Origin of the sequence: Cellulomonas persica, from assembly GCF_007989825.1 — a bacterium.
Classification (GTDB): Bacteria; Actinomycetota; Actinomycetes; order Actinomycetales; family Cellulomonadaceae; genus Cellulomonas; species Cellulomonas persica.
Map to the genome: position 1 here is coordinate 250,367 of NZ_BJUA01000005.1, position 18,529 is coordinate 268,895.

Consider the following 18,529-nt stretch of genomic DNA (forward strand, 5'->3'; position numbering starts at 1 on the left):
GTCGCCGTCGGGGGTGAGCGAGCCGGGGGATCGGGCCGCAAGCTGGGCCGCCACGTGGGGGATCGGCACGCGCACCGAGAGTGCGCCGGCGGCCAGCGCGGACGGCGCGACGGACACAGTCGCTGTCGGGGACGTCCCGGAGAGCGGCGCGCATGAGCGCGGTGAGGCGTCGGAGCACGCGCCCGGCCGCCCGGAGCAGCACGACGGCGCCTCGTCGCCCGTTTCACGTGAAACGGAGGCGGCGGGTGCGTCCGAAGCAGGGGGATCCGCATCGGACAATGGAGGAGACGCATTGGCGTCACCTCCCCCGCAGGACCCTGACGGAGACATGACAACCCACGCGGACCTCGATCCGGACGAGCAGAGGCGCGCTGCACTCGTGCAGAGCCTTCCGGCCGTCACGGACGACACCCCTCTCATGGCCGAGCTCCAGCAGGACGCTCGCCGCCGCATCGAGCTGCGAGGTCGGCGGTTCCCGCGCCCGACCGAGACCCGCATCGTGACCGTGGCGAACCAGAAGGGCGGCGTCGGCAAGACGACGACCACGGTGAACCTCGCAGCCGCACTCGCGCAGTCGGGGCTCAACGTGCTCGTCCTCGACAACGACCCGCAGGGGAACGCGTCGACGGCGCTCGGGATCGAGCACCGCGCGGGCACACCGTCGATCTACGAGGTGCTCGTCGAGGGAGCGCCGATGGCCGAGGCCGTGCAGGAGAGCCCGGACGTCCCGAACCTCTGGTGCCTGCCGGCGACGATCGATCTCTCGGGCGCCGAGATCGAGCTCGTCTCGATGGTCGCGCGCGAGACGCGACTCCGCAGTGCACTGGACACGTACTTGCAGTGGCGCATCGACACCGGCCTCGAGCGCATCGACTACGTGTTCGTCGACTGCCCGCCGAGCCTGGGCCTGCTCACGGTCAACGCGTTCGTCGTCGCGCGCGAGGTGCTCATCCCCATCCAGTGCGAGTACTACGCGCTCGAGGGCCTCAGCCAGCTGCTCAAGACGATCCAGCTGATCCAGGCGCACCTCAACCGCGATCTGCACGTCTCGACGATCCTGCTGACCATGTACGACGCCCGCACGAACCTCGCGCAGCAGGTGGCGTCCGAGGTGCGCGAGCACTTCCCGGAGCGCACCCTGCGCACCACGGTGCCGCGCTCGGTGCGCATCTCGGAGGCGCCGAGCTACGGGCAGACGGTCATGACGTACGACGCGGGCTCGTCGGGTGCCCTTGCCTACCTCGAGGCCGCGCGCGAGATCGCCGAGCGCGGCGCCGCCACCCCAGACGTGACCCGATCGAGCAACGCTGCCGCTGAGAGCGGCGCGGAGGAGGACCGATGAGCGAGAAGCGACGGGGACTGGGCCGCGGCCTGGGCGCGTTGATCCCGGCGGGGCTCGACGGGAGCCGCCCCGCTCCGGGTGGGGACCGTCCCGTGGACGTGTTCTTCCCGGACCGGTCGGACGCGACGAGCACGAGCGCTGAGGCGACCGCCGCCGAGTCCGCCGGTGTCGCGCTCGCGCAGCGTGAGGCGGCCGCCGGCGCCGGTGCGGAGAGCGCGACGATCGTCGCTCCGGAGAGCACAGGGTCGAACGGTTCGCCGAGCGCCACCGAGAGCCCGGCGGTGGTCACCAACGGGGCCGCGACCAACGGGACGAGTGTGAGCCCGGTGGTCGTGGACACCGCGACGGCTGGGGCTGCCGACCCGACCGACTTCAGCGCGATAGCCGCGGACGACCTCGTGCCGGTGCCCGGCGCGCGCTTCGCCGAGCTCCCCGTCGCGTCGATCCGACCGAACCCGCGTCAGCCCCGCACGGTGTTCGACGAGGACGCGCTCGACGAGCTCGTCGGGTCGATCAAGGAGATCGGCGTGCTGCAGCCGGTCGTCGTGCGCGCAGTCGACGACGGCTACGAGCTGATCATGGGCGAGCGCCGGTGGCGGGCCACCCAGGCCGCCGGCCTCGACGTCATCCCCGCGATCATCCGCGAGACCGACGACGCGGACCTCTTGCGGGACGCTCTGCTCGAGAACCTGCACCGCTCCCAGCTCAACCCGCTGGAGGAGGCGGCCGCGTACCAGCAGCTGCTCGACGACTTCGGGTGCACGCACGAGCAGCTCGCGACGCGCATCCACCGGTCGCGGCCGCAGATCTCGAACACGCTGCGCCTGCTCAAGCTCCCGCCGCTCGTGCAGCGTCGGGTGGCCGCGGGCGTGCTCTCGGCGGGGCACGCGCGTGCACTGCTCGGGCTCGCGGACGGCGCGGCGATCGAACGGCTCGCTCAGCGGATCGTGGCCGAGGGCCTGTCCGTGCGCGCGGTCGAGGAGATCGTGGCTCTCGGTGGGGACACCGCGGCCCCTGGGCAGCGGCGCCAGGCGCCGCGCGCGGGGCAGCGGAACGAGGCGCTCGACGAGCTCTCGTCGCGACTCTCCGACCGCTTCGACACGCGCGTGAAGGTGCAGCTCGGTAAGTCGCGCGGACGGCTCACCGTCGAGTTCGCGTCAGTGCAGGACCTCAACCGGATCCTTGCGACCCTCGCCCCCGACGACCCGGGCCTCCTGAAGGGCTGAAACCGGGACGATCAGGACGCCGGGGCGGGCTCGAGACCGACGGGCGAGGCGGCGAGAGAAGCCTCTACCAGGGAGCGGTACAAGGTTCCAAGGTTGTGCCCAGCAGCCTCTGCGGCCTGCGGGAGAAGCGACGTCTCGGTCATCCCCGGGCTCACGTTGACCTCCAGGAAGTGCGCGACGCCGTCGGTGTCCACGATCAGGTCGGACCGCGAGAGGCGCGTCAGGCCGAGAGCGTGGTGGGCGACGAGGGCGACGCGCTCGACCTCGGCCCGCGTCGCCTCCGACAGCCGCGCCGGTGCGAAGTACTCGACGCGCCCCGGGTGGTACCGGGCGTCGTAGTCGTACGGACCGTCGGTGACGATCTCGACGGGCGGGAGCGCCACCGGGCCGTCGCCGAGGTCGACGACCGACACCGCGACCTCGACCCCGGACACCGCGCGCTCGATGAGCGCTGTGTCCGCGTAGGAGAAGCACTCGACCATCGCGCGTGCGAGCTCGCTCGCGGACCGGACCACGGAGACACCGAGGGCCGAGCCGCCGCGGGACGGCTTCACGACGACGGGAAGGCCCAGCCGGTCGACGATCGACGACAGGATGCGCGCCGGGCCGAGCTCACGGAACAGGGACTGCGGCAGCGTCACGAACTCGGGAGTCACCAGGCCGGCACGCGACACCACGGTCTTGGCGATCGACTTGCTCCACGCGACGCGGCTCGCGCGCGGTCCGGTGCCGAGCAGGCGCAGGCCGAGCAGCTGGACCACGTCGCGCACCGAGCCGTCCTCGCCGCTCGCGCCGTGCAGCACGGGCCAGACCAGGTCGGGCTGCAGGTCGGTGAGTGCGGCGATGAGGTCGGCGTCGACGTCGTGCACGCTGACCTCGACCCCGGCGGACCGCAGCGCCTCGGCGACGCGGCGCCCTGATCGCAGTGAGACGTCCCGCTCGTGCGAGAGACCGCCCGCCAGGACGGCGACGCGGGGCGTGCGTCCCGGGGCGCCGTCGACCGGGAGGGCTGCGGCTGCGGCGGAGGGCGACGAGGCAGACGTGATCACGAGAGTGCTCCGAGCTCGGTGCGGGCCGCCACGGCGCGGCGGCGGGGGAGTGCCGACGGTGTCACGGCAGGTCGGGTGCCGGCGAGGCCACCTCGTCGTCAGACTCGGCACCCGCGGTGCCGAACAGCTCCACGAGCTCGCGCTCCCCGGTGACGACACCGGCAAGACGGCGCACGCCCTCGCGGATGCGCTCGGGAGTCGGGTAGCAGAACGACAGACGCATGTGGTCGGAGCCGCTGCCGTCGTAGTAGAAGGCGGTGCCCGGGACGTAGGCGACGCGCGCGGTCACGGCGCGCGGCAGCATGTCGCGGGCGTCGAGCCCCTCGGGCAGCCGCACCCAGGTGTAGAAGCCACCGTCGGGCACGGTCCACGTGGCCTCGGGAAGGTGCTCGCTGAGCGCGCCGATCATGGCGTCGCGCCGCTCGCGGTACAGCTCGCGGTAGCTCTTGATCTGGCTGCGCCAGTCGCAGGTCGCGAGATACGACGAGATCGCGATCTGCGAGGCGTTCGAGGGGCACAGGATCGCGGACTCGGAGGCCAGCACGAGCTTCTCGCGCACGGCATGCGGCGCGACAGCCCACCCGATGCGGTACCCCGGGGCGAACGTCTTGGAGAACGAGCCGAGGTAGATGACGCCGTCGTCGTCGTACGAGCGCAGCGCGGGCCACGGGTCGCGGTCGAAGCCGAGCAGGCCGTACGGGTTGTCCTCGAGGACCAGCACGCCGTAGCGGCGAGCGATCTCCAGGACCTGCGGTCGCCGCTCGAGCGCGAGGGAGACGCCTGCGGGGTTGTGGAAGTTGGGGACCGTGTAGAGGAACTTCGTCCGACGACCCGCGGCGGCGAGCGACGCGAGCGTCTCCTCGAGCGCGGCGGGGACGAGGCCGTGCTCGTCGATCGCGACGTGCACGACGTCCGCCTGGTAGGCGCGGAAGACGCCCAGCGCACCGACGTAGGAGGGCGCCTCGGCGACGACGACGTCACCCGGGTCGATGAAGACGCGCGTCACGAGGTCGAGTGCCTGCTGCGAGCCGGTGGTCACGACGACGTCGTCGGGGTGCGCGGCGATCATCTCGAGCGCCATGACCTCGAGGATCTGCTCGCGGAGCTGCTCGTCTCCCTGACCCGAGCCGTACTGCAGCGCCTGCAGGCCGCGCTGCGCGACGACCGACGCGGCGACCTGCGACAGCTGGTCCAGGGGAAGGCCGTCGAGGAACGGCATGCCGCCGGCGAGCGAGACGACCTCGGGCCGGTTCGCGACGGCGAACAGCGCTCGGATCTCTGATGCCCGCATGCCCTGCGTGCGCTCGGCGTACGTGCCGAGCCAGGGGTCGAGCCGCGTGCCTGCGGCCGAGGACGTGGGGGTGCCCGACGTCTCCGGCCGGGGCATGGGCTCTGAGGTCATCTCTGCAGTCTGGCACAGCGCGACGGCCGCCCCGGACCGCTTTCCTGCGATCGGGGACGGCCGTCGACGTGCGCTCAGGCGCTGAGGAGCGCCTCGATCTCCTGCGCGTACGCCGCCTTGGGGCGTGCGCCGATGACCTGCTTGACGAGCTCACCGCCGGAGTAGATGTTCAGCGTCGGGATCGAGACGATCCCGTAGTCGCCGACCACGCCGGGGTTCTCGTCGGAGTTGACCTTGACGATCTTGACGCGGCCCTCGTACTGCGTGGCGAGCTCGGCGAGCACGGGCGCGACCATGCGGCACGGCCCGCACCACGGCGCCCAGAAGTCGACGACCACGGGGATCTCGGACTGCAGGACCTCGGCGGCGAAGGTCTCGTCGGTCACGTCCTTCATCGGGCATCCTCCACGAGAACGGGGACCTCGGTGGGCACGTACGGGTCGACGGTGTCGCCGAGCGACGCGAGGAAGTGCTGCGCGTCCAGGGCTGCCGCGCAGCCGGAGCCAGCGGCGGTGATCGCCTGGCGGTACGTGTGGTCGACGACGTCGCCGCACGCGAAAACGCCCTCGAGGTTCGTCCGCGTGGACCGGCCCTCGACCTGGATGTAGCCGTTCTCGTCCAGCTCGACCTGGCCCAGCACCAGCTCGGTGCGCGGCACGTGACCGATCGCGACGAACACGGCGCCCGCGTCCTGCGAGCGGGTCTCCCCGGTCACGGTGTCGCGCAGGGTCACGCCGGTGACCTTGGCATCGCCGTCGATGCCGACGATCTCGCTGTTCCACGCGAACGAGATCTTCGGGTCGGCCGCGGCGCGGTCGGCCATGATCTTGGACGCGCGGAGCTGGTCGCGGCGGTGCACGAGCGTCACGCTGCGGCCGAACCGCGTGAGGAACGTCGCCTCCTCGACGGCGGAGTCGCCGCCGCCGACGACCAGGATGTCCTGGTCCTTGAAGAAGAACCCGTCACACGTGGCGCACCACGAGACGCCGCGGCCCGAGAGCCGCTTCTCGTCGTCGAGACCGAGCTCGCGGTAGGCGGAACCGGTCGCGAGGATCACGGCCTTGGCGCGGTAAGTGGTGCCGTCCGAGACGGTGACCTCCTTGACGCGGCCGGTCAGCGACAGGGACGTCGCGTCGTCCCACAACACCTCGGCGCCGAACTTCTCGGCCTGCGCCTGCAGGTTCTCCATGAGCTCGGGGCCCTGGATGCCCTCGGGCCAGCCGGGGAAGTTCTCGACCTCGGTGGTGTTCATGAGCGCACCACCCGCGGTGACGGAGCCGGCCACGACGAGCGGCGCGAGGCCTGCGCGCGCGGCGTAGATCGCGGCGGTGTATCCGGCGGGGCCGGAGCCGACGATGACGAGCTCACGGATGGACGTGTCGGTCACGGGAAGGTCCTCGAGAAGTCGGGGTGCCGGCGATGTCCCGGCTGTCGCAGTCAACCGATCGTAGGCCGGATCTGTTCCTCAGGACGCGAACCCGTGCGCCTGTGGACGCCGGGCGGTCAGCCGAGCTCGACCTCGGTCAGCTCGAGCCGGAACGACCCGTCCGCGGCGGTCGGCAGCTCGGTGATCCACAGCGTGATGCGGTCGAGCTCGGTCGCCGGGTCGAGCTCGAGCGTGACCTCGGGCCCGAACTCGCCCGAGGCCAGGAGCGTGCCGCCGCCGGGGTCGTCGGAGCCGCTCGTACGCACCTCGACGTGCCCACCGGAGGAGTTGGTCTTGAGCGTCACCGTGCTGACGAGCGCACGCTCCTCGAGCAGCATGACGAACCCGACGCCCTCCTTGAAGCCGGAGAAGTTCGGCTGCTGGTAGGTCATCGTGTACCAGTACGTCGAGGTGTCGCCGTCGAACGCCCGGGCCACGGCCTCCTCGTGCTCGCCGTCGTCGTCGGAGGGGTCCACGCTCGACGCGGACTTGATGACCGGCGGCGCGGTCGACACGGGCGTCGTGGCGTCCTGGGTCGGTTCGGTGGACTCGTCGTCCGACGGCGTGCCGGTCGCGCCGCTCGTCGACTCCTGCGTGCTCGTCGCGACCGGGCGCGGCTCCGGCGTCCCGGTGTCGAGAGACGAGAAGAGCGCCTTGAAGGCCAGGACGACGCCGACGACGACCGCGATCCCGACGACCGTCAGGACCAGTGCCGTGGGGTCGAACGAGCGGCGCGTGGGCGGCTCGTCACCGACCTCACCGATCACGGCGCCGAAGTCGTCGGACCCGCCGTCGTCGCCCGTCGGCGCCGACCACGCGGCCGCTGAACCGGCCGGGGGGAGGGTCGCGGGCAGCACGGGCATGGTCGGCTGGGTCACGTCCGGCGCGCCGGACGGCTGCCCCGACGCGCCGTCGGCGGGCTGCGCCGGACGCCCGGCTCCGCCCCCCGGCGGGATGCTGGGCGGCGCCGCGGCCGTGGGGCCGCTGATCGGGGTGGTCGCGGTGGGCGGCGTCGTCACCCCGCCGGCCGCTGCGGCGCCGGCGACACCCGCAGCCGCCGCACCGGCCTGCCGTGCCGGGATGCGCGTCGGCATGGACCCCACGGGCGGCGCGACGGCGGGCGACCCGAACGCGGAGGTCCGCAGGGGCGCGGCGGGCGGCGGCGTGCCGGGCCGGTTCACGGCGGAGCCCGCCTCGCCGAACACCTCACGGACCGACTGCCGCTGGACCCGGATCGGGGCGGTGTCCTGCATGTCGTCCTCGGGCGTGGGCTCGCGGATGACGGCGGTCTCCGCCACCTCGGACGCGTCCGCGGCAGGCGGCGCGCCCTCGGTGCGGATGGCGCCCCACGGCTCGAGCTCGCGCACGAGGTCCCCGGGCGTGTGCGGCCCGTCGTCGTGCGGGCCGAGCGTCACGGTGCACAGGGTGTCGAGGTCGTTCGGGACGGTCGCGACGAGCTCGGCGGGCGGGACGGCGACGCCGCCGGTGGCGGGTGCGGACGGCACGCCGGGGGCGATCGCGTCGGACGACGAGGCGGGCCACCGTCCGGTGAGCGCGGTGTAGAGCAGCCGGACGAGGTCGACGGAGTCGCGGCGGCTGGTGGTGCGCGCGTCGCCGCCGGCCGCGCCGGCGATGGTCGCGTCGATCCCGAGCCCGGTGAGCAGGACGCGCCCGGGGCCGACGACGCGGACGGCGCGTGGGCGCAGCGCGAGGTGGTGCAGCCCTCGTCGGCGGGCGACCTCGAGGGCCGCGGCCGCCTCCCCGATGACGGCACGGGCCTGGTCGGCGGTCAGGGGACCGTCGGCGAGCAGGTCGGCGAGCGTCGGTCCGCTGACGTCCTCGGTGACCACGTAGCCGACGTTGCCGTGCATGCCGACGTCGAGGACGCGTGCGAGCCGCGGGTCGGAGACCAGCGCGGCGCGGCGCGCGCCGTCGAGCGCGGACGACACGTCGCCGGTGGACAGCACGACGGCGCGCACGGGGCGGTCGAGGATCTGGTCGGTCGCGTGCCACACCGAGACCCCGGGCACGTCCGAGGTGCCCTGCTCGAGCACCCGGTACCTCCCGGACAGCTCCGTGCCGGGGCCGACCACCTCGCTCACGTGCACCTCCGTGCGCTGCGTCGTCGTACTCGTCGTCGGACGGCCGGCCCTGCCCACCGTCCCGTCGGGTCGTCGTGGGGTCATCCGGCGAAGGTCAGCTCGCGTGCCGACCGGACGGGCGACCGTCTGCCAGCACTCTAGACGGGCCCGCCGTGAGTGTCCGGTCCGTCTGTGGACTCGTCGTCGGCTCCGGGCCACAGCTCGGGGCTGCTGGGCCGGTACAGGGGGTGACCGGGCGGGTAGTGCGGGCGCGAGCGGTGCGTGCGCGGTGCGCGACGGGGTGCGGGCAGCTCGGGGGCGAGCGGGGCGGCACCCGGGGGCGTCGGCTCGGGCAGCTCCGGGGCGGAGGAGTCGGGCCACGCGGCCCACGGGGTGAGCGGGTAGTGGGGCGACGAGGTCGCGCGTCGGGGTTCGCGGCCGGCCGACGGAGGCGACTGCACGTCGTCGTCCGCGTGGCGCCCCGCCCGTCCCGACGGTGCGAGGAGACGGACGAGCGGACGCAGCGGGCCGATCCGGGACAGCCGCGGCAGGATCGGGCGCAGCAGGTCGTCGAGCTCGCGCACGCGCAGCGCCCGCAGCAGCGCGACGTACACGAGCCCCATGACGGAGCCGACGAGCACGCACTCGAGCAGCGCGGTGACCAGCCCGCCGGGCAGCACCGCCTCGGTGCCGAGCAGCAGCACCAGGCCGACGACGATCGCGACGACGGCCGCGAGCGTCGCGCGCAGGTGCAGGCGCAGCACGCGTCCGCCGTCGACGCCGTGCAGCCGTTGGTGCAGGTGCCGCAGCGCGACGACCGCGCCGACGAGGTACGACAGGCTCATCGAGAGCCCGACGCCCACGACCCACGCGGTCGCGGGCAGCAGGACCCGCGAGAGCAGCGAGCCCGCCACGACGACGACCGCCATGACGACCTGCACGGGCACCATCGACCGGGTGTCCTCGTACGCGAAGTACACGCGCTGGCAGATGGACCACGCGCCGAACGCGGGCAGGCCGACGATCATCGCGATGACCACCTGCGCGACGGCGGCGGTGGTCGCCGACGTCGCCGACGGCAGGATGAGCCGGGTCACGGGGATCGCGAGCACCGCGATGACGGCCGCGGCCAGCACGGTGAACACGCCGACGACGCGCAGGCCGTAGGACAGCGAGGCACGCACGGCCCGCGTGTCCCGGTCGTGGGCCTGCTCCGCGAGCCGCGTGAACATCGCGGTCGCGAGCGACACCGTCACGAGCGAGTGCGGCAGCATGAAGATGAGGAACGCGGCGTCGTACGCGGCGTTCGAGGCGACGTCCTTGGCACCGTCGGCGGCGCCCGGCGCCTGCGACACGACGCGCGAGACGATCACGTACCCGAGCTGCCCCACCGCGAGCCCGACGAGCGTCCACGTCGCCACGGCCCCCGCGCGTCCCAGCCCGTAGCCGCGCAGCCCCCAGCGCGGCCGGTACCGCACGCCCGCGGCGCGCAGCGCCGGGAACAGCACGAGCGCCTGCGCCATGACGCCCGCGGTCGCGGACCCGGCGAGCAGCAGGACCTGCGACGACCCCCAGGCGCTCGCGTGCGTCAGCCCGGACTCCGGCACCGCGCCGAACGCGACGATGAACGCCACGAAGCCGATGATCGACACGACGTTGTTGACGACGGGCGCCCACATGTACGGCCCGAACGAGGAGCGCGCGTTGAGCACCTGGCCGAGCAGCGCGTACACGCCGTAGAAGAAGACCTGCGGCACGCACCAGTACGCGAACGTGACCGCGAGGTCCATCTGGGCCTGGCTCGCGGCGTCGGCGTACAGCCGCACGAGCAGCGGGGCGGCGAGCGTCAGGACGAGCGTGAGCCCGGCGAGCGCGACGAACCCGAAGGTCAGGAGCCGGTCGACGTACTGCTGACCCTTGGCGGTCTTGTACGCGCGCACGACCTGCGGCACGAGGACCGCGTTGAGCACGCCGCCGACGAGCAGCATGTACATGACGTTCGGCAGCTTGTTGGCGACCGCGAACGCGTCCGCGGCCTGACCGGTCGCACCGATCGCCGCGAACAGCACCATCGAGCGCAGGAGCCCGAGCAGGCGGGACACGGCGGTGCCCGACGCCATGAGCGCCGCGCCGCGCCGCAGGCGTCCGTCGTCGGCCGGTTCGCCGCTCACCGCATCTCCCCGCTCACCGGGCGTCTCCGCCCGGGCCGGGCCGCGCCGCACGCTCGTCGGCAGCGACCTCGGGGACCGGGTCGGTCGGGGTGCCGCCCAGCACGGGCAGGCTCACGGGGGCGTCGGCCTCCGCGACGGTCCGCGCGCCGCGGCGTGCGCTCTGGCCGCGGCGCACGGTGCGCGCGATGCCGAGCGCGAGCCCGAGCGCCAGCAGGATCCCGACGACGATCGTCCCGACGGACTCGATGGTGGGGGACAGGCGCGCGGAGAACGCGATGGGCTCGGCGACGTCCTGCCCGGACGGTCCGACGAGCGCGACCTCGACGACGACGTCGCAGTTGGCGTGCGCGACGAGCGGCACGGTGATCGCGGTGTCGCCGGGGTCGAGCACGGGCGTCGTGAAGCTCCCGACCGTCAGGCACGCCTTGCGGGGGTCGACGACGAGGTCCGCGCGGGCGGGGACGGTCAGGTCGTTGCGCACGGTGAGCCGCAGGTCGCTGGTCGTGGCGATGACGTTGAGGTCGCTCGTCTCGACGATCGACAGGCCCTGCGTGCGCTCGCGGACGTGCTCGACGGTCTGCCGCACGAGCACCGTGCGCGCCTTGGGCTGCGCGCGCCACGCGACGGCGAGCGGCGCGAGGACCTGGTCGTCGATGCCGGCCAGGTAGCCGTCCGGGTCGTCGAGGACCTCCGCGAACGAGCGGGCGTCCTCGCGCGCGTCGGCGAGCGCGGTCACCGAGCTCGCGCTGAGCTCGCCCGTGGCACGGGTCGCGGCGGGCGCGCGCTGCACGGGCGCGGTCGATGTGCCGGCGAGCACCTTCGACAGCGGCACGGCTGCGGTCCAGGGGCTCGAGCGCAGCGCGTCGACGACCGCCGCGAGCGTCTCGCGGTCGGGGGCGGTCTCGCGGTCGGGTGCGAGGACGACGCCCGCGGGCAGCACGGTGGCGCGCGCGACGATCGCGAGGTCGGCGAGCGCGCGCTGCGCGGTGGTCGCGGGGGTGTTCTGCACGTCGTCGTCGGTGACGAGGTCCGTGAGGACCGCGTCGGGTGCGATCGTCGTGACGTCGCCCGACGAGGTGGCGACCTGCTGCAGCGCCTCGGTCCGCTCCTGCGCCTGCTGCGGGGCGGTCACCATCGCGCCGGCCCCCGCGGCCTGCACGCCGCCGAGGGTCTGTGCGTCGGGCGTGCCGGGGTCGGCGCTCCACAGCAGGACGTCCGCGTCGTCGAGGTCCTCGCGCGGGTGGTCCGCCGCGACGCGCAGGAGCTCGTCCTCGCCGGCGTGCTGCACGGCCGCGACGTCCGGGTCCGCCCACGGCAGCGCGTACGTCTCGTGCGTGCCGATCGCGGTGCGCAGCCGCTCGGCGAACCGCTGGGCGGTCGCGCTGCCCGAGTCGGCCGCGACGAGCAGCGACGGGTCGACCGCGAGCGTGACCGCGTCGTCGACGCTCGCCGCGGCGAGCATCCGGCGCAGCCGCCCGCCCTCCGCGGTGAGGCTGGTGAGGTCCTTCGTCGCCGTCGAGGCCGCCGTGACCGCCGCGGAGGCGGCCGTCGCGGTGTCGGTCGGGGTCGGCGTCGGGGTGGGCTTCTCGGTCTCCTCGGGTGAGGGCCGCGGCACGGGTGCGGTCGCGGGTCCGACGAACGGGACGACGACCGAGACGGGCACCTGCGGTGGGTCGTCGTCGAGCGTGCTCCACAGGACGTACGACCGTGCGAGCCCGAGCCGCTCGCCGTGCGCGCTGACGCCGACCGCCATGCCGCGCGGCCCCCACAGCCCGGGGTTGGTGGACAGGTGGACCGCGGCGGCGGGCACCGTGAGCGTCACCGACCGCGTCGCGTGCGCGGCGAGGGGCTCGTCGAGCGTCTCGGTCAGCGCGTCGTCGCCCGCGCGGTCCGTGAGGCCGCGCTGCGCCCACTCGGCGACCTCGTCGCGCGTGAACATCCGGAACCGGTTGAGGAAGACGGTGACCCGGGCGTCCTCGAGCGCCTCGTCGGTGGTGTTCGTGATCGTCGCGGAGATCTGCAGGTCCTGGCCGGGCTGGAGCACCTGGGGTGTGATCGAGGAGATGCGCACCGTGACGGGCGTGCTCTCCGGCTCGTCGTCGAGGCCCTCGAGCGGCGTGGGGCGGGTCGCGCCGGTCCCCGACGGCTCGGTGTCGACGGGTTCCGTGACGAGGGAGCCGGCGGTGACGGAACCGGCCGTCGCAGAACCAGCGGTCGCGGAACCGGCTGCCAGACCCGGTGCGGCCGTGCGCGCCGCTCCGGCAGCCGGGCCGAGCACGAGCGACGGGACGACGACGGCCAGCACGGCGGCCGCCCGGAAGGTCGCGCTCAGGACCGGGCGCGCGGTGCGCGCGGTCATGCCTCGCCGACGAGCACCACGAGCGCGGCCTCGGCGAGCCGGCGCTCGTTGGGGTACGCCAGCCGGTCGGGCAGCATCGAGACGGGCACCCACGCCGCGTCCTCCGCCTCGCCGTCCGGGTCCCCCTCGACGGACAGCGAACCGCCGACCGCCCCGAGCAGGAAGTGGTGCACAACCTTGTGCACGCGCCGGTCGTCGCCCGAGAACCAGTAGTCGATGACCCCGAGGCGCCGCAGGACCTGCCCGCGGATGCCGGTCTCCTCGGCGATCTCGCGGACGGCGGCCTCCTCGGGCGTCTCGTCGCCCTCGAGGTGTCCCTTCGGCAGGCACCACTCGAGCCGGCCGCCGCGGTTGCGGCGCGCGATGATCGCCGCGTGGTAGACGCCGTCGCGCAGCAGCACGACGAGGCCGCCCGCGGACGTCTCGTCGACGACGGGCAGCGGGGGAGTGGTCTGGCTGTGCGGGGGCCGCGCGGGGGCGGCGGGGCGCGGCGCGTGCAGCCGGTGCCCGCCCGGCGGCGCCGGGACGCCCCGCGGAGGGGACGGGTGCGCGGCGCCGGACATGCGTGCCACTGTAACGACTTGCCCCGGTCGGGCCCGAACCGTGGACACCCGGTGGCGCGGTCGGGTGAACCGGCGGCCACCTAGAATCGGGCGGGTGCCGGACCAGACCCCCTCCCTCCTCGCGCTGCAGAAGCGCGCGATCGGTGTGCTCGCCGCGCTCCCGGGCGACGCCCTGGCCCTCGGGGAGCTGTTCCGCGCCGCGGGTCACGAGCTCGCGCTCGTCGGCGGGCCCGTGCGCGACGCGTTCCTCGGCCGCTCGTCGTCGGACCTGGACTTCGCGACGTCCGCGACGCCCGACGAGACCGAGGCGATCCTCGCGCGCTGGGGCGACGCGCACTGGGACATGGGTCGCGAGTTCGGCACGATCGGCGCGCGGCGGTTCGGGTCGCGGCACGGCGGCGGCGCGGACGTCGTCGTCGAGGTCACCACGTACCGGACCGACGAGTACGACCCGTCGTCGCGCAAGCCCGCGGTCGTGTTCGGCGACACGCTCGAGGGCGACCTGTCGCGGCGCGACTTCACCGTGAACTCGATGGCCGTGCGCGTGCCCGAGCTGACGTTCGTCGACCCGTTCGACGGTCTCGCGGACCTCGCGCGCGGCGTGCTGCGCACCCCCGTGGACCCGCGCCAGTCGTTCGACGACGACCCGCTGCGCATGATGCGCGCCGCGCGGTTCGCCGCCCAGCTCGGCTTCACGGTCGACGACGAGACGCGCGCCGCGATCGTCGCGCAGGCCGAGCGCATCTCGATCGTCTCGGCCGAGCGTGTCCAGGCCGAGCTCGTCAAGCTGCTCCTCGCGCGTCAGCCGCGCCTGGGTCTGCAGGTGCTCGTCGAGACCGGTCTGGCCGACCACGTGCTGCCCGAGCTGCCCGCGCTGCGCCTCGAGATCGACGAGCACCACCGGCACAAGGACGTCTACGAGCACTCGCTGACCGTGCTCGAGAAGGCCATCGCGCTCGAGACCGGACCCGACGGCCCTGTGCCCGGCCCGGACCTGGTGCTGCGCCTGGCCGCGCTGCTGCACGACATCGGCAAGCCGCGCACGCGGCGCTTCGAGCCCGGCGGCGGAGTCTCGTTCCACCACCACGAGATGGTCGGCGCCAAGCTCGTCGCCAAGCGGCTCAAGGCGCTGAAGTTCGACAAGGCGACCGTGCAGGCCGTCGCGCGCCTCACCGAGCTCCACCTGCGGTTCCACGGGTACGGCGAGGGCGGCTGGACCGACTCGGCGGTGCGTCGCTACGTCACGGACGCCGGTCCGTTGCTCGAGCGCCTGCACCGGCTCACGCGCTCGGACTGCACCACGCGCAACGTCCGCAAGGCGCAGCGCCTGTCCGCGGCGTACGACGACCTCGAGGTGCGCATCGCCCGGCTTAAGGAGCAGGAGGAGCTCGACTCCATCCGCCCCGACCTCGACGGCACGCAGATCATGGCGATCCTCGACCTCAAGCCGGGGCGCGAGGTCGGCGAGGCCTACAGGTTCCTGCTCGCGCAGCGCATGGAGCACGGACCCCTCGGCCCCGAGCGCGCCGAGGCCGAGCTGCGCGCGTGGTGGGCTGCCCGGCAGTAGCAGTGCGGTCAGCCCGGGCAGACGACCTTGCCCGAGAGCGTCGCGTCGGAGCTGATGCGCGTCTGCGTCCCGGAGATGCCCGAGCGCACGATCGTGCCGGGGACGTCCGCGACCTCGAGGCCGGTACGGGTGGCGCTCGCGGTGGTCTGCGCGAGGAACGACAGGTCGTCGCCCAGGTGCACGCGCATCGTCGTGTCGCCCGCACTCCCGACGAGCATGACGATCGTCTCGTCGGCCGTGCCGAGGCGCCGCGGGTCCTCCGTGTCGCACTGCGCGCTGTCGACCGCGACCTCGACGCGTTGCTGCTCGCCGGACTCGTCGACGTAGGTCACGACCGCGGACGCGGACCCCGGCGGTGGCGACGCGCAGCCGGTCACGGCGACGAGGGGGAGGAGCGCGAGGGGAGCGACCAGCTGAGACCGGGTCAGGGGAGACCGAGTCAGGAGTGAGCGTGACACAGGCGCACCGTAGCGGGATCTATCGCTCGGCGAGGGGCGAACGGAACGTTTCGGAACCTGGACGTGCGCAGGTCAGGGCCCTGCGGGTCAACTGACGCGAGTCACCGCCGGGCGTCGGGCCGGTTCGGCTCGCCCCGGCTGGTCGCGGCGCCGTCGTCGGACCGTCAGCCGACCTCGGCCGGCACGGGCTGACGACGCGCGGCGAGCCCGTACGCGAGCGCGCCCGCGACGTACCCGACGGTCAGCACGACGAACAGCGCGCTGGACCAGCCCGTGTCCGGCAGCGCCGCGGCAGCCAGCGCGGCCGCCCCGACGAACGCCGCGTTGTAGAGGACGTCGTACAGCGCGAACGCGCGCCCGCGGTAGGCGTCGGCGGTGTCGCGCTGCACGATCGTGTCGACGGCGATCTTCGTCCCCTGCGCCGCGAGCCCCAGCAGCGCGGCGGCCACGAGCACCGGCACCAGGTCGTAGGTCACGACGAGGATGGCCTGGCTGACCGCGGCGAGCACCAGGCACCCGGCGATCCACGCGTGCACGCCGGTGATCGGGGAGAGCGTCGGCGTGAGCACGATCGCGAGCCCGAAGCCCACCGCGGTCGCGGCGAGCACCGTCGCGAACGTCGCGAGGCCCTCCTGCGCGTCGGCCGGGTCGGACAGCAGGTTGCGGGAGATGAGGATGCTCGCGAGGAACACCACTCCGTACAGGAAGCGGTGGTACGCCATGATCCCCAGCGCACGGGCCGGGGTGCGGCGCGCCACCAGGTAGCGCCCGCCCTCGACGAACCCGCGCACGAGCGTGCCGACCGCGGCACGCAGCTGCGCGGCGTCCGACGGCCGGTCCGGGCCGAGCCGGTGCCGCTCGATGCGCCCGGCGACCACCGCGGCGGCGGCCATGACGAGCGCGGCGGCGACGAGCGCGACCGCGTCCCGCGCGCGGCCCGCGGGCACGACCCAGCCGAGCACGAGCGCGATCCCGCTCCCGACGCCGTTGGCGGCGGTGCCGAGCGTCGGGGTCACGGAGTTGGCCGTGAGCAGGAGCCTGCCCTCGACGACCTGGGGCAGCGAGGCGGACAGCGCCGAGAGCAGGAACCGGTTGACCGAGAGCGTCACGAGCGCCAGCACGTACACCGCCGGCCCGACCCCGACGCTGACCATGAGTGCGGCGAGCGTCAGCGTGAGCCCCATCCGCACGAGGTTCCCGACGAGCAGCACCTGCCGCCGGCTCCACCGGTCGAGGAGCACACCGGCCCACGGGCCGACGATCGTGAACGGCAGCAGCAGCACCGCGAACGCCGCCGCGACGCCGCCGGCGGTGGTCGCGTTCTCCGGCGAGAAGAAGAACAAGGTCGCCAGGCCCACCTGGAACAGGCCGTCGCCGCACTGGCTGACGAGCCGCACCGAGAGCAGCTTGCGGAACTCCCGCAGTGGCCACAACGCCTTGAGGTCCGCGATCACCTGCACGCGCGTCATCCTCGCACCCGCACGCGCGTCGGCCGCCCGGCGCCCGTCCGACGGATGTCCACCCGCACCGCACCGGTCAGGACTGGATGGCGCACGTGCGGCCGCAGCGCCGGGGGTGGTCGGGCCAGCCGCGGTCGCGGAGGGCACGGGCGACCTGCGCTGCCGTCGCGCACGGGGTCACGGCGACGTGACGCCAGCGGTAGCGCAGAGTCGTGTCGCCGGACGCCAGGAGCGTGGCGTTGTCGCGCCAGACGTCGTCGTCCGTGGCGCCGAAGGGATGCGCGAGCCGGCCGTCGAGCTCGGCCCGGACCCCGAAGCCCACGTACACGCGGTCGGCGCGGATCCACCTCCCGTCCACCCGCTCCCACCGCTGCGCGACCGCCCTCGGCAGGCCGTGGCGACGCTCGACGTCCCGCGCGTACCGATGCTCCAGCGGGGACTCCACCCCCTGCGCCACCTGCCCGAGCATCTCGACGAGCAGTCGACGTCCGGCCATCCGTGGCCGCCGCGCGGCACGCACGAGCAGGTCGTCCGGCTGGATCCCGGCCCGCACCGCATCGCACAGCAGCCCGACGACCGCATCGGTCACGTCTCGCACCCGGGCACCGGCCCCGGCGTCGGTGTGCGGGTGCGCGGTGGCCGTCGTCGCGAGGACGTCGAGGATCGCCTCGGCGGGCTCGACGGAGCGCAGGCGCCCTCCGGCCCAGGGCATGTTGCGGGTCCGATGCACGACGAGGCCTGGTTGCGGCATGACCGTGCGCGAGTGCGGCACGGTGACGACGACCGCATGGCCGGGGTCGCGGAGCACGCCGTGGTGGAAGGCGGCGGACTCGTGCGAGAGCGCGGCGGTCGGTCCCGCGTAGAGCAGCGCGGCGCGTGCCCGCTGCCGCCAGCTCGTCGGGCCGGACTGCAGCACGACGACGCCTCGGAACGCGCGCCGCCAGTGCCCTGCCGCGACCTTGCGCCGGACCGCGGACGAGGAGAAGCCCCAGGCGACGAGCTGCTCGACGGTCGCCACGCCGTCTTGCCGCACGATGACCTCGCGTGCCTGGCCGGTCAGCGCCCGCACCCCGGGCAGCTCCGACAACCAGCCCCGACTGCCGCTGCCCGGACTCGTCGTCCCGCGCGCGCTCGTCGTCCCGCGCTCGCTGGTCGTAACGCGCGCACTCGTCGCCCCGCGCTCGCTGGTCGTCCCGCGCGCGCTCGTCGTCCCGCGCACACTCGTCGTCCCGCGCTCGCTGGTCGTAACGCGCGCACTCGTCGCCCCGCGCTCGCTGGTCGTCCCGCGCGCGCTCGTCGTCCTGCGCTCGCGTGCGGGCGCCCGTCCGTCCTCCACGCCCGCACCCTGCCCTCTGTGGCCAGACCACGTCCGCCCTCATCCACAGCCCAACCCGCACCGGGCTCCCACGAGCGAGTGGTGCCGCA

At 74.0% G+C, this 18,529-nt stretch carries 14 protein-coding genes; 3 read left to right on the plus strand and 11 right to left on the minus strand.

All coding sequences use genetic code 11. The features are described from left to right. Window positions 1-418: 418 nt before the first annotated feature. Window positions 419-1,342: a ParA family protein gene (locus CPE01_RS07055; protein WP_246783787.1), complete on the plus strand. Its 924-nt coding sequence runs from the start codon at window positions 419-421 to the stop codon at window positions 1,340-1,342. Then, entirely contained in the window at window positions 1,339-2,568 is a 1,230-nt protein-coding gene (locus CPE01_RS07060) for a ParB/RepB/Spo0J family partition protein (RefSeq protein WP_146805940.1), read from the plus strand. Before CPE01_RS07055 ends, CPE01_RS07060 begins: the two co-directional genes overlap by 4 nt. Window positions 2,569-2,579: 11 nt before the next feature. Here CPE01_RS07060 and CPE01_RS07065 read toward each other — a convergent pair whose 3' ends face one another. From CPE01_RS07065 to CPE01_RS07100, 8 genes are all read right to left on the minus strand, one after another. Next, window positions 2,580-3,614, minus strand: a complete 1,035-nt coding sequence (locus CPE01_RS07065; RefSeq protein ID WP_146805963.1) for a D-alanine--D-alanine ligase family protein — start codon at window positions 3,612-3,614, stop codon at window positions 2,580-2,582. A 64-nt stretch (window positions 3,615-3,678) separates the two neighbouring features. Further along, entirely contained in the window at window positions 3,679-5,019 is a 1,341-nt protein-coding gene (locus tag CPE01_RS07070) for an aminotransferase-like domain-containing protein (protein WP_246783788.1), read from the minus strand. A gap of 74 nt (window positions 5,020-5,093) precedes the next feature. After that, window positions 5,094-5,414 (minus strand): thioredoxin, encoded by a 321-nt coding sequence (trxA, locus tag CPE01_RS07075; RefSeq protein ID WP_146805941.1) that lies wholly within the window; start codon window positions 5,412-5,414, stop codon window positions 5,094-5,096. After that, complete coding sequence (gene trxB / locus CPE01_RS07080) at window positions 5,411-6,406, minus strand: thioredoxin-disulfide reductase (protein WP_146805942.1); 996 nt, start codon at window positions 6,404-6,406, stop codon at window positions 5,411-5,413. The genes trxA and trxB overlap by 4 nt, the downstream gene beginning before the upstream one ends. Window positions 6,407-6,522: 116 nt before the next feature. Then, on the minus strand, window positions 6,523-8,547 hold the full coding sequence (locus CPE01_RS07085; protein ID WP_146805943.1) for a protein kinase family protein: 2,025 nt from the start codon (window positions 8,545-8,547) through the stop codon (window positions 6,523-6,525). A 137-nt stretch (window positions 8,548-8,684) separates the two neighbouring features. Beyond that, on the minus strand, window positions 8,685-10,697 hold the full coding sequence (gene murJ / locus CPE01_RS07090) for a murein biosynthesis integral membrane protein MurJ (RefSeq protein ID WP_246783789.1): 2,013 nt from the start codon (window positions 10,695-10,697) through the stop codon (window positions 8,685-8,687). A 13-nt stretch (window positions 10,698-10,710) separates the two neighbouring features. Beyond that, window positions 10,711-13,056, minus strand: coding sequence for a DUF6049 family protein (locus tag CPE01_RS16400; protein WP_186811444.1), 2,346 nt, complete (start codon window positions 13,054-13,056; stop codon window positions 10,711-10,713). Continuing rightward, a complete protein-coding gene (locus tag CPE01_RS07100) occupies window positions 13,053-13,619 on the minus strand; it encodes an NUDIX hydrolase (protein WP_146805944.1) in 567 nt (188 codons plus the stop codon). The genes CPE01_RS16400 and CPE01_RS07100 overlap by 4 nt, the downstream gene beginning before the upstream one ends. A gap of 94 nt (window positions 13,620-13,713) precedes the next feature. Between CPE01_RS07100 and CPE01_RS07105 the strand changes: the two genes are divergently transcribed. Continuing rightward, complete coding sequence (locus CPE01_RS07105; protein ID WP_371861986.1) at window positions 13,714-15,186, plus strand: CCA tRNA nucleotidyltransferase; 1,473 nt, start codon at window positions 13,714-13,716, stop codon at window positions 15,184-15,186. Window positions 15,187-15,194: 8 nt separating this feature from the next. Here CPE01_RS07105 and CPE01_RS07110 read toward each other — a convergent pair whose 3' ends face one another. The 3 genes from CPE01_RS07110 to CPE01_RS07120 all read right to left on the minus strand — a co-directional run bounded on the left by CPE01_RS07110 (window position 15,195) and on the right by CPE01_RS07120 (window position 18,173). Next, the gene (locus CPE01_RS07110; RefSeq protein WP_146805946.1) at window positions 15,195-15,518 is read right to left on the minus strand and encodes a hypothetical protein; all 324 of its coding nucleotides are present in this window, start codon (window positions 15,516-15,518) and stop codon (window positions 15,195-15,197) included. A gap of 290 nt (window positions 15,519-15,808) precedes the next feature. After that, a complete protein-coding gene (locus tag CPE01_RS07115) occupies window positions 15,809-17,113 on the minus strand; it encodes an MFS transporter (protein WP_186811445.1) in 1,305 nt (434 codons plus the stop codon). Between the two features lie 67 nt (window positions 17,114-17,180). Next, window positions 17,181-18,173 carry a hypothetical protein gene (locus tag CPE01_RS07120; RefSeq protein ID WP_246783790.1) on the minus strand — a complete coding sequence of 331 codons (993 nt, stop codon included), beginning with the start codon at window positions 18,171-18,173 and terminating at the stop codon, window positions 17,181-17,183. Window positions 18,174-18,529: the final 356 nt, after the last annotated feature.

Coding starts and splice junctions, on each gene's coding strand:
- CPE01_RS07060 (WP_146805940.1), top strand. CDS start 1,339: ATGAGCGAGAAGCGACGGGGACTGGGCCGCGGCCTGGGCGCGTTGATC.
- CPE01_RS07070 (WP_246783788.1), bottom strand. CDS start 5,019: ATGACCTCAGAGCCCATGCCCCGGCCGGAGACGTCGGGCACCCCCACG.
- trxA (WP_146805941.1), bottom strand. CDS start 5,414: ATGAAGGACGTGACCGACGAGACCTTCGCCGCCGAGGTCCTGCAGTCC.
- CPE01_RS07115 (WP_186811445.1), bottom strand. CDS start 17,113: ATGACGCGCGTGCAGGTGATCGCGGACCTCAAGGCGTTGTGGCCACTG.
- CPE01_RS16400 (WP_186811444.1), bottom strand. CDS start 13,056: ATGACCGCGCGCACCGCGCGCCCGGTCCTGAGCGCGACCTTCCGGGCG.
- CPE01_RS07100 (WP_146805944.1), bottom strand. CDS start 13,619: ATGTCCGGCGCCGCGCACCCGTCCCCTCCGCGGGGCGTCCCGGCGCCG.
- CPE01_RS07055 (WP_246783787.1), top strand. CDS start 419: ATGGCCGAGCTCCAGCAGGACGCTCGCCGCCGCATCGAGCTGCGAGGT.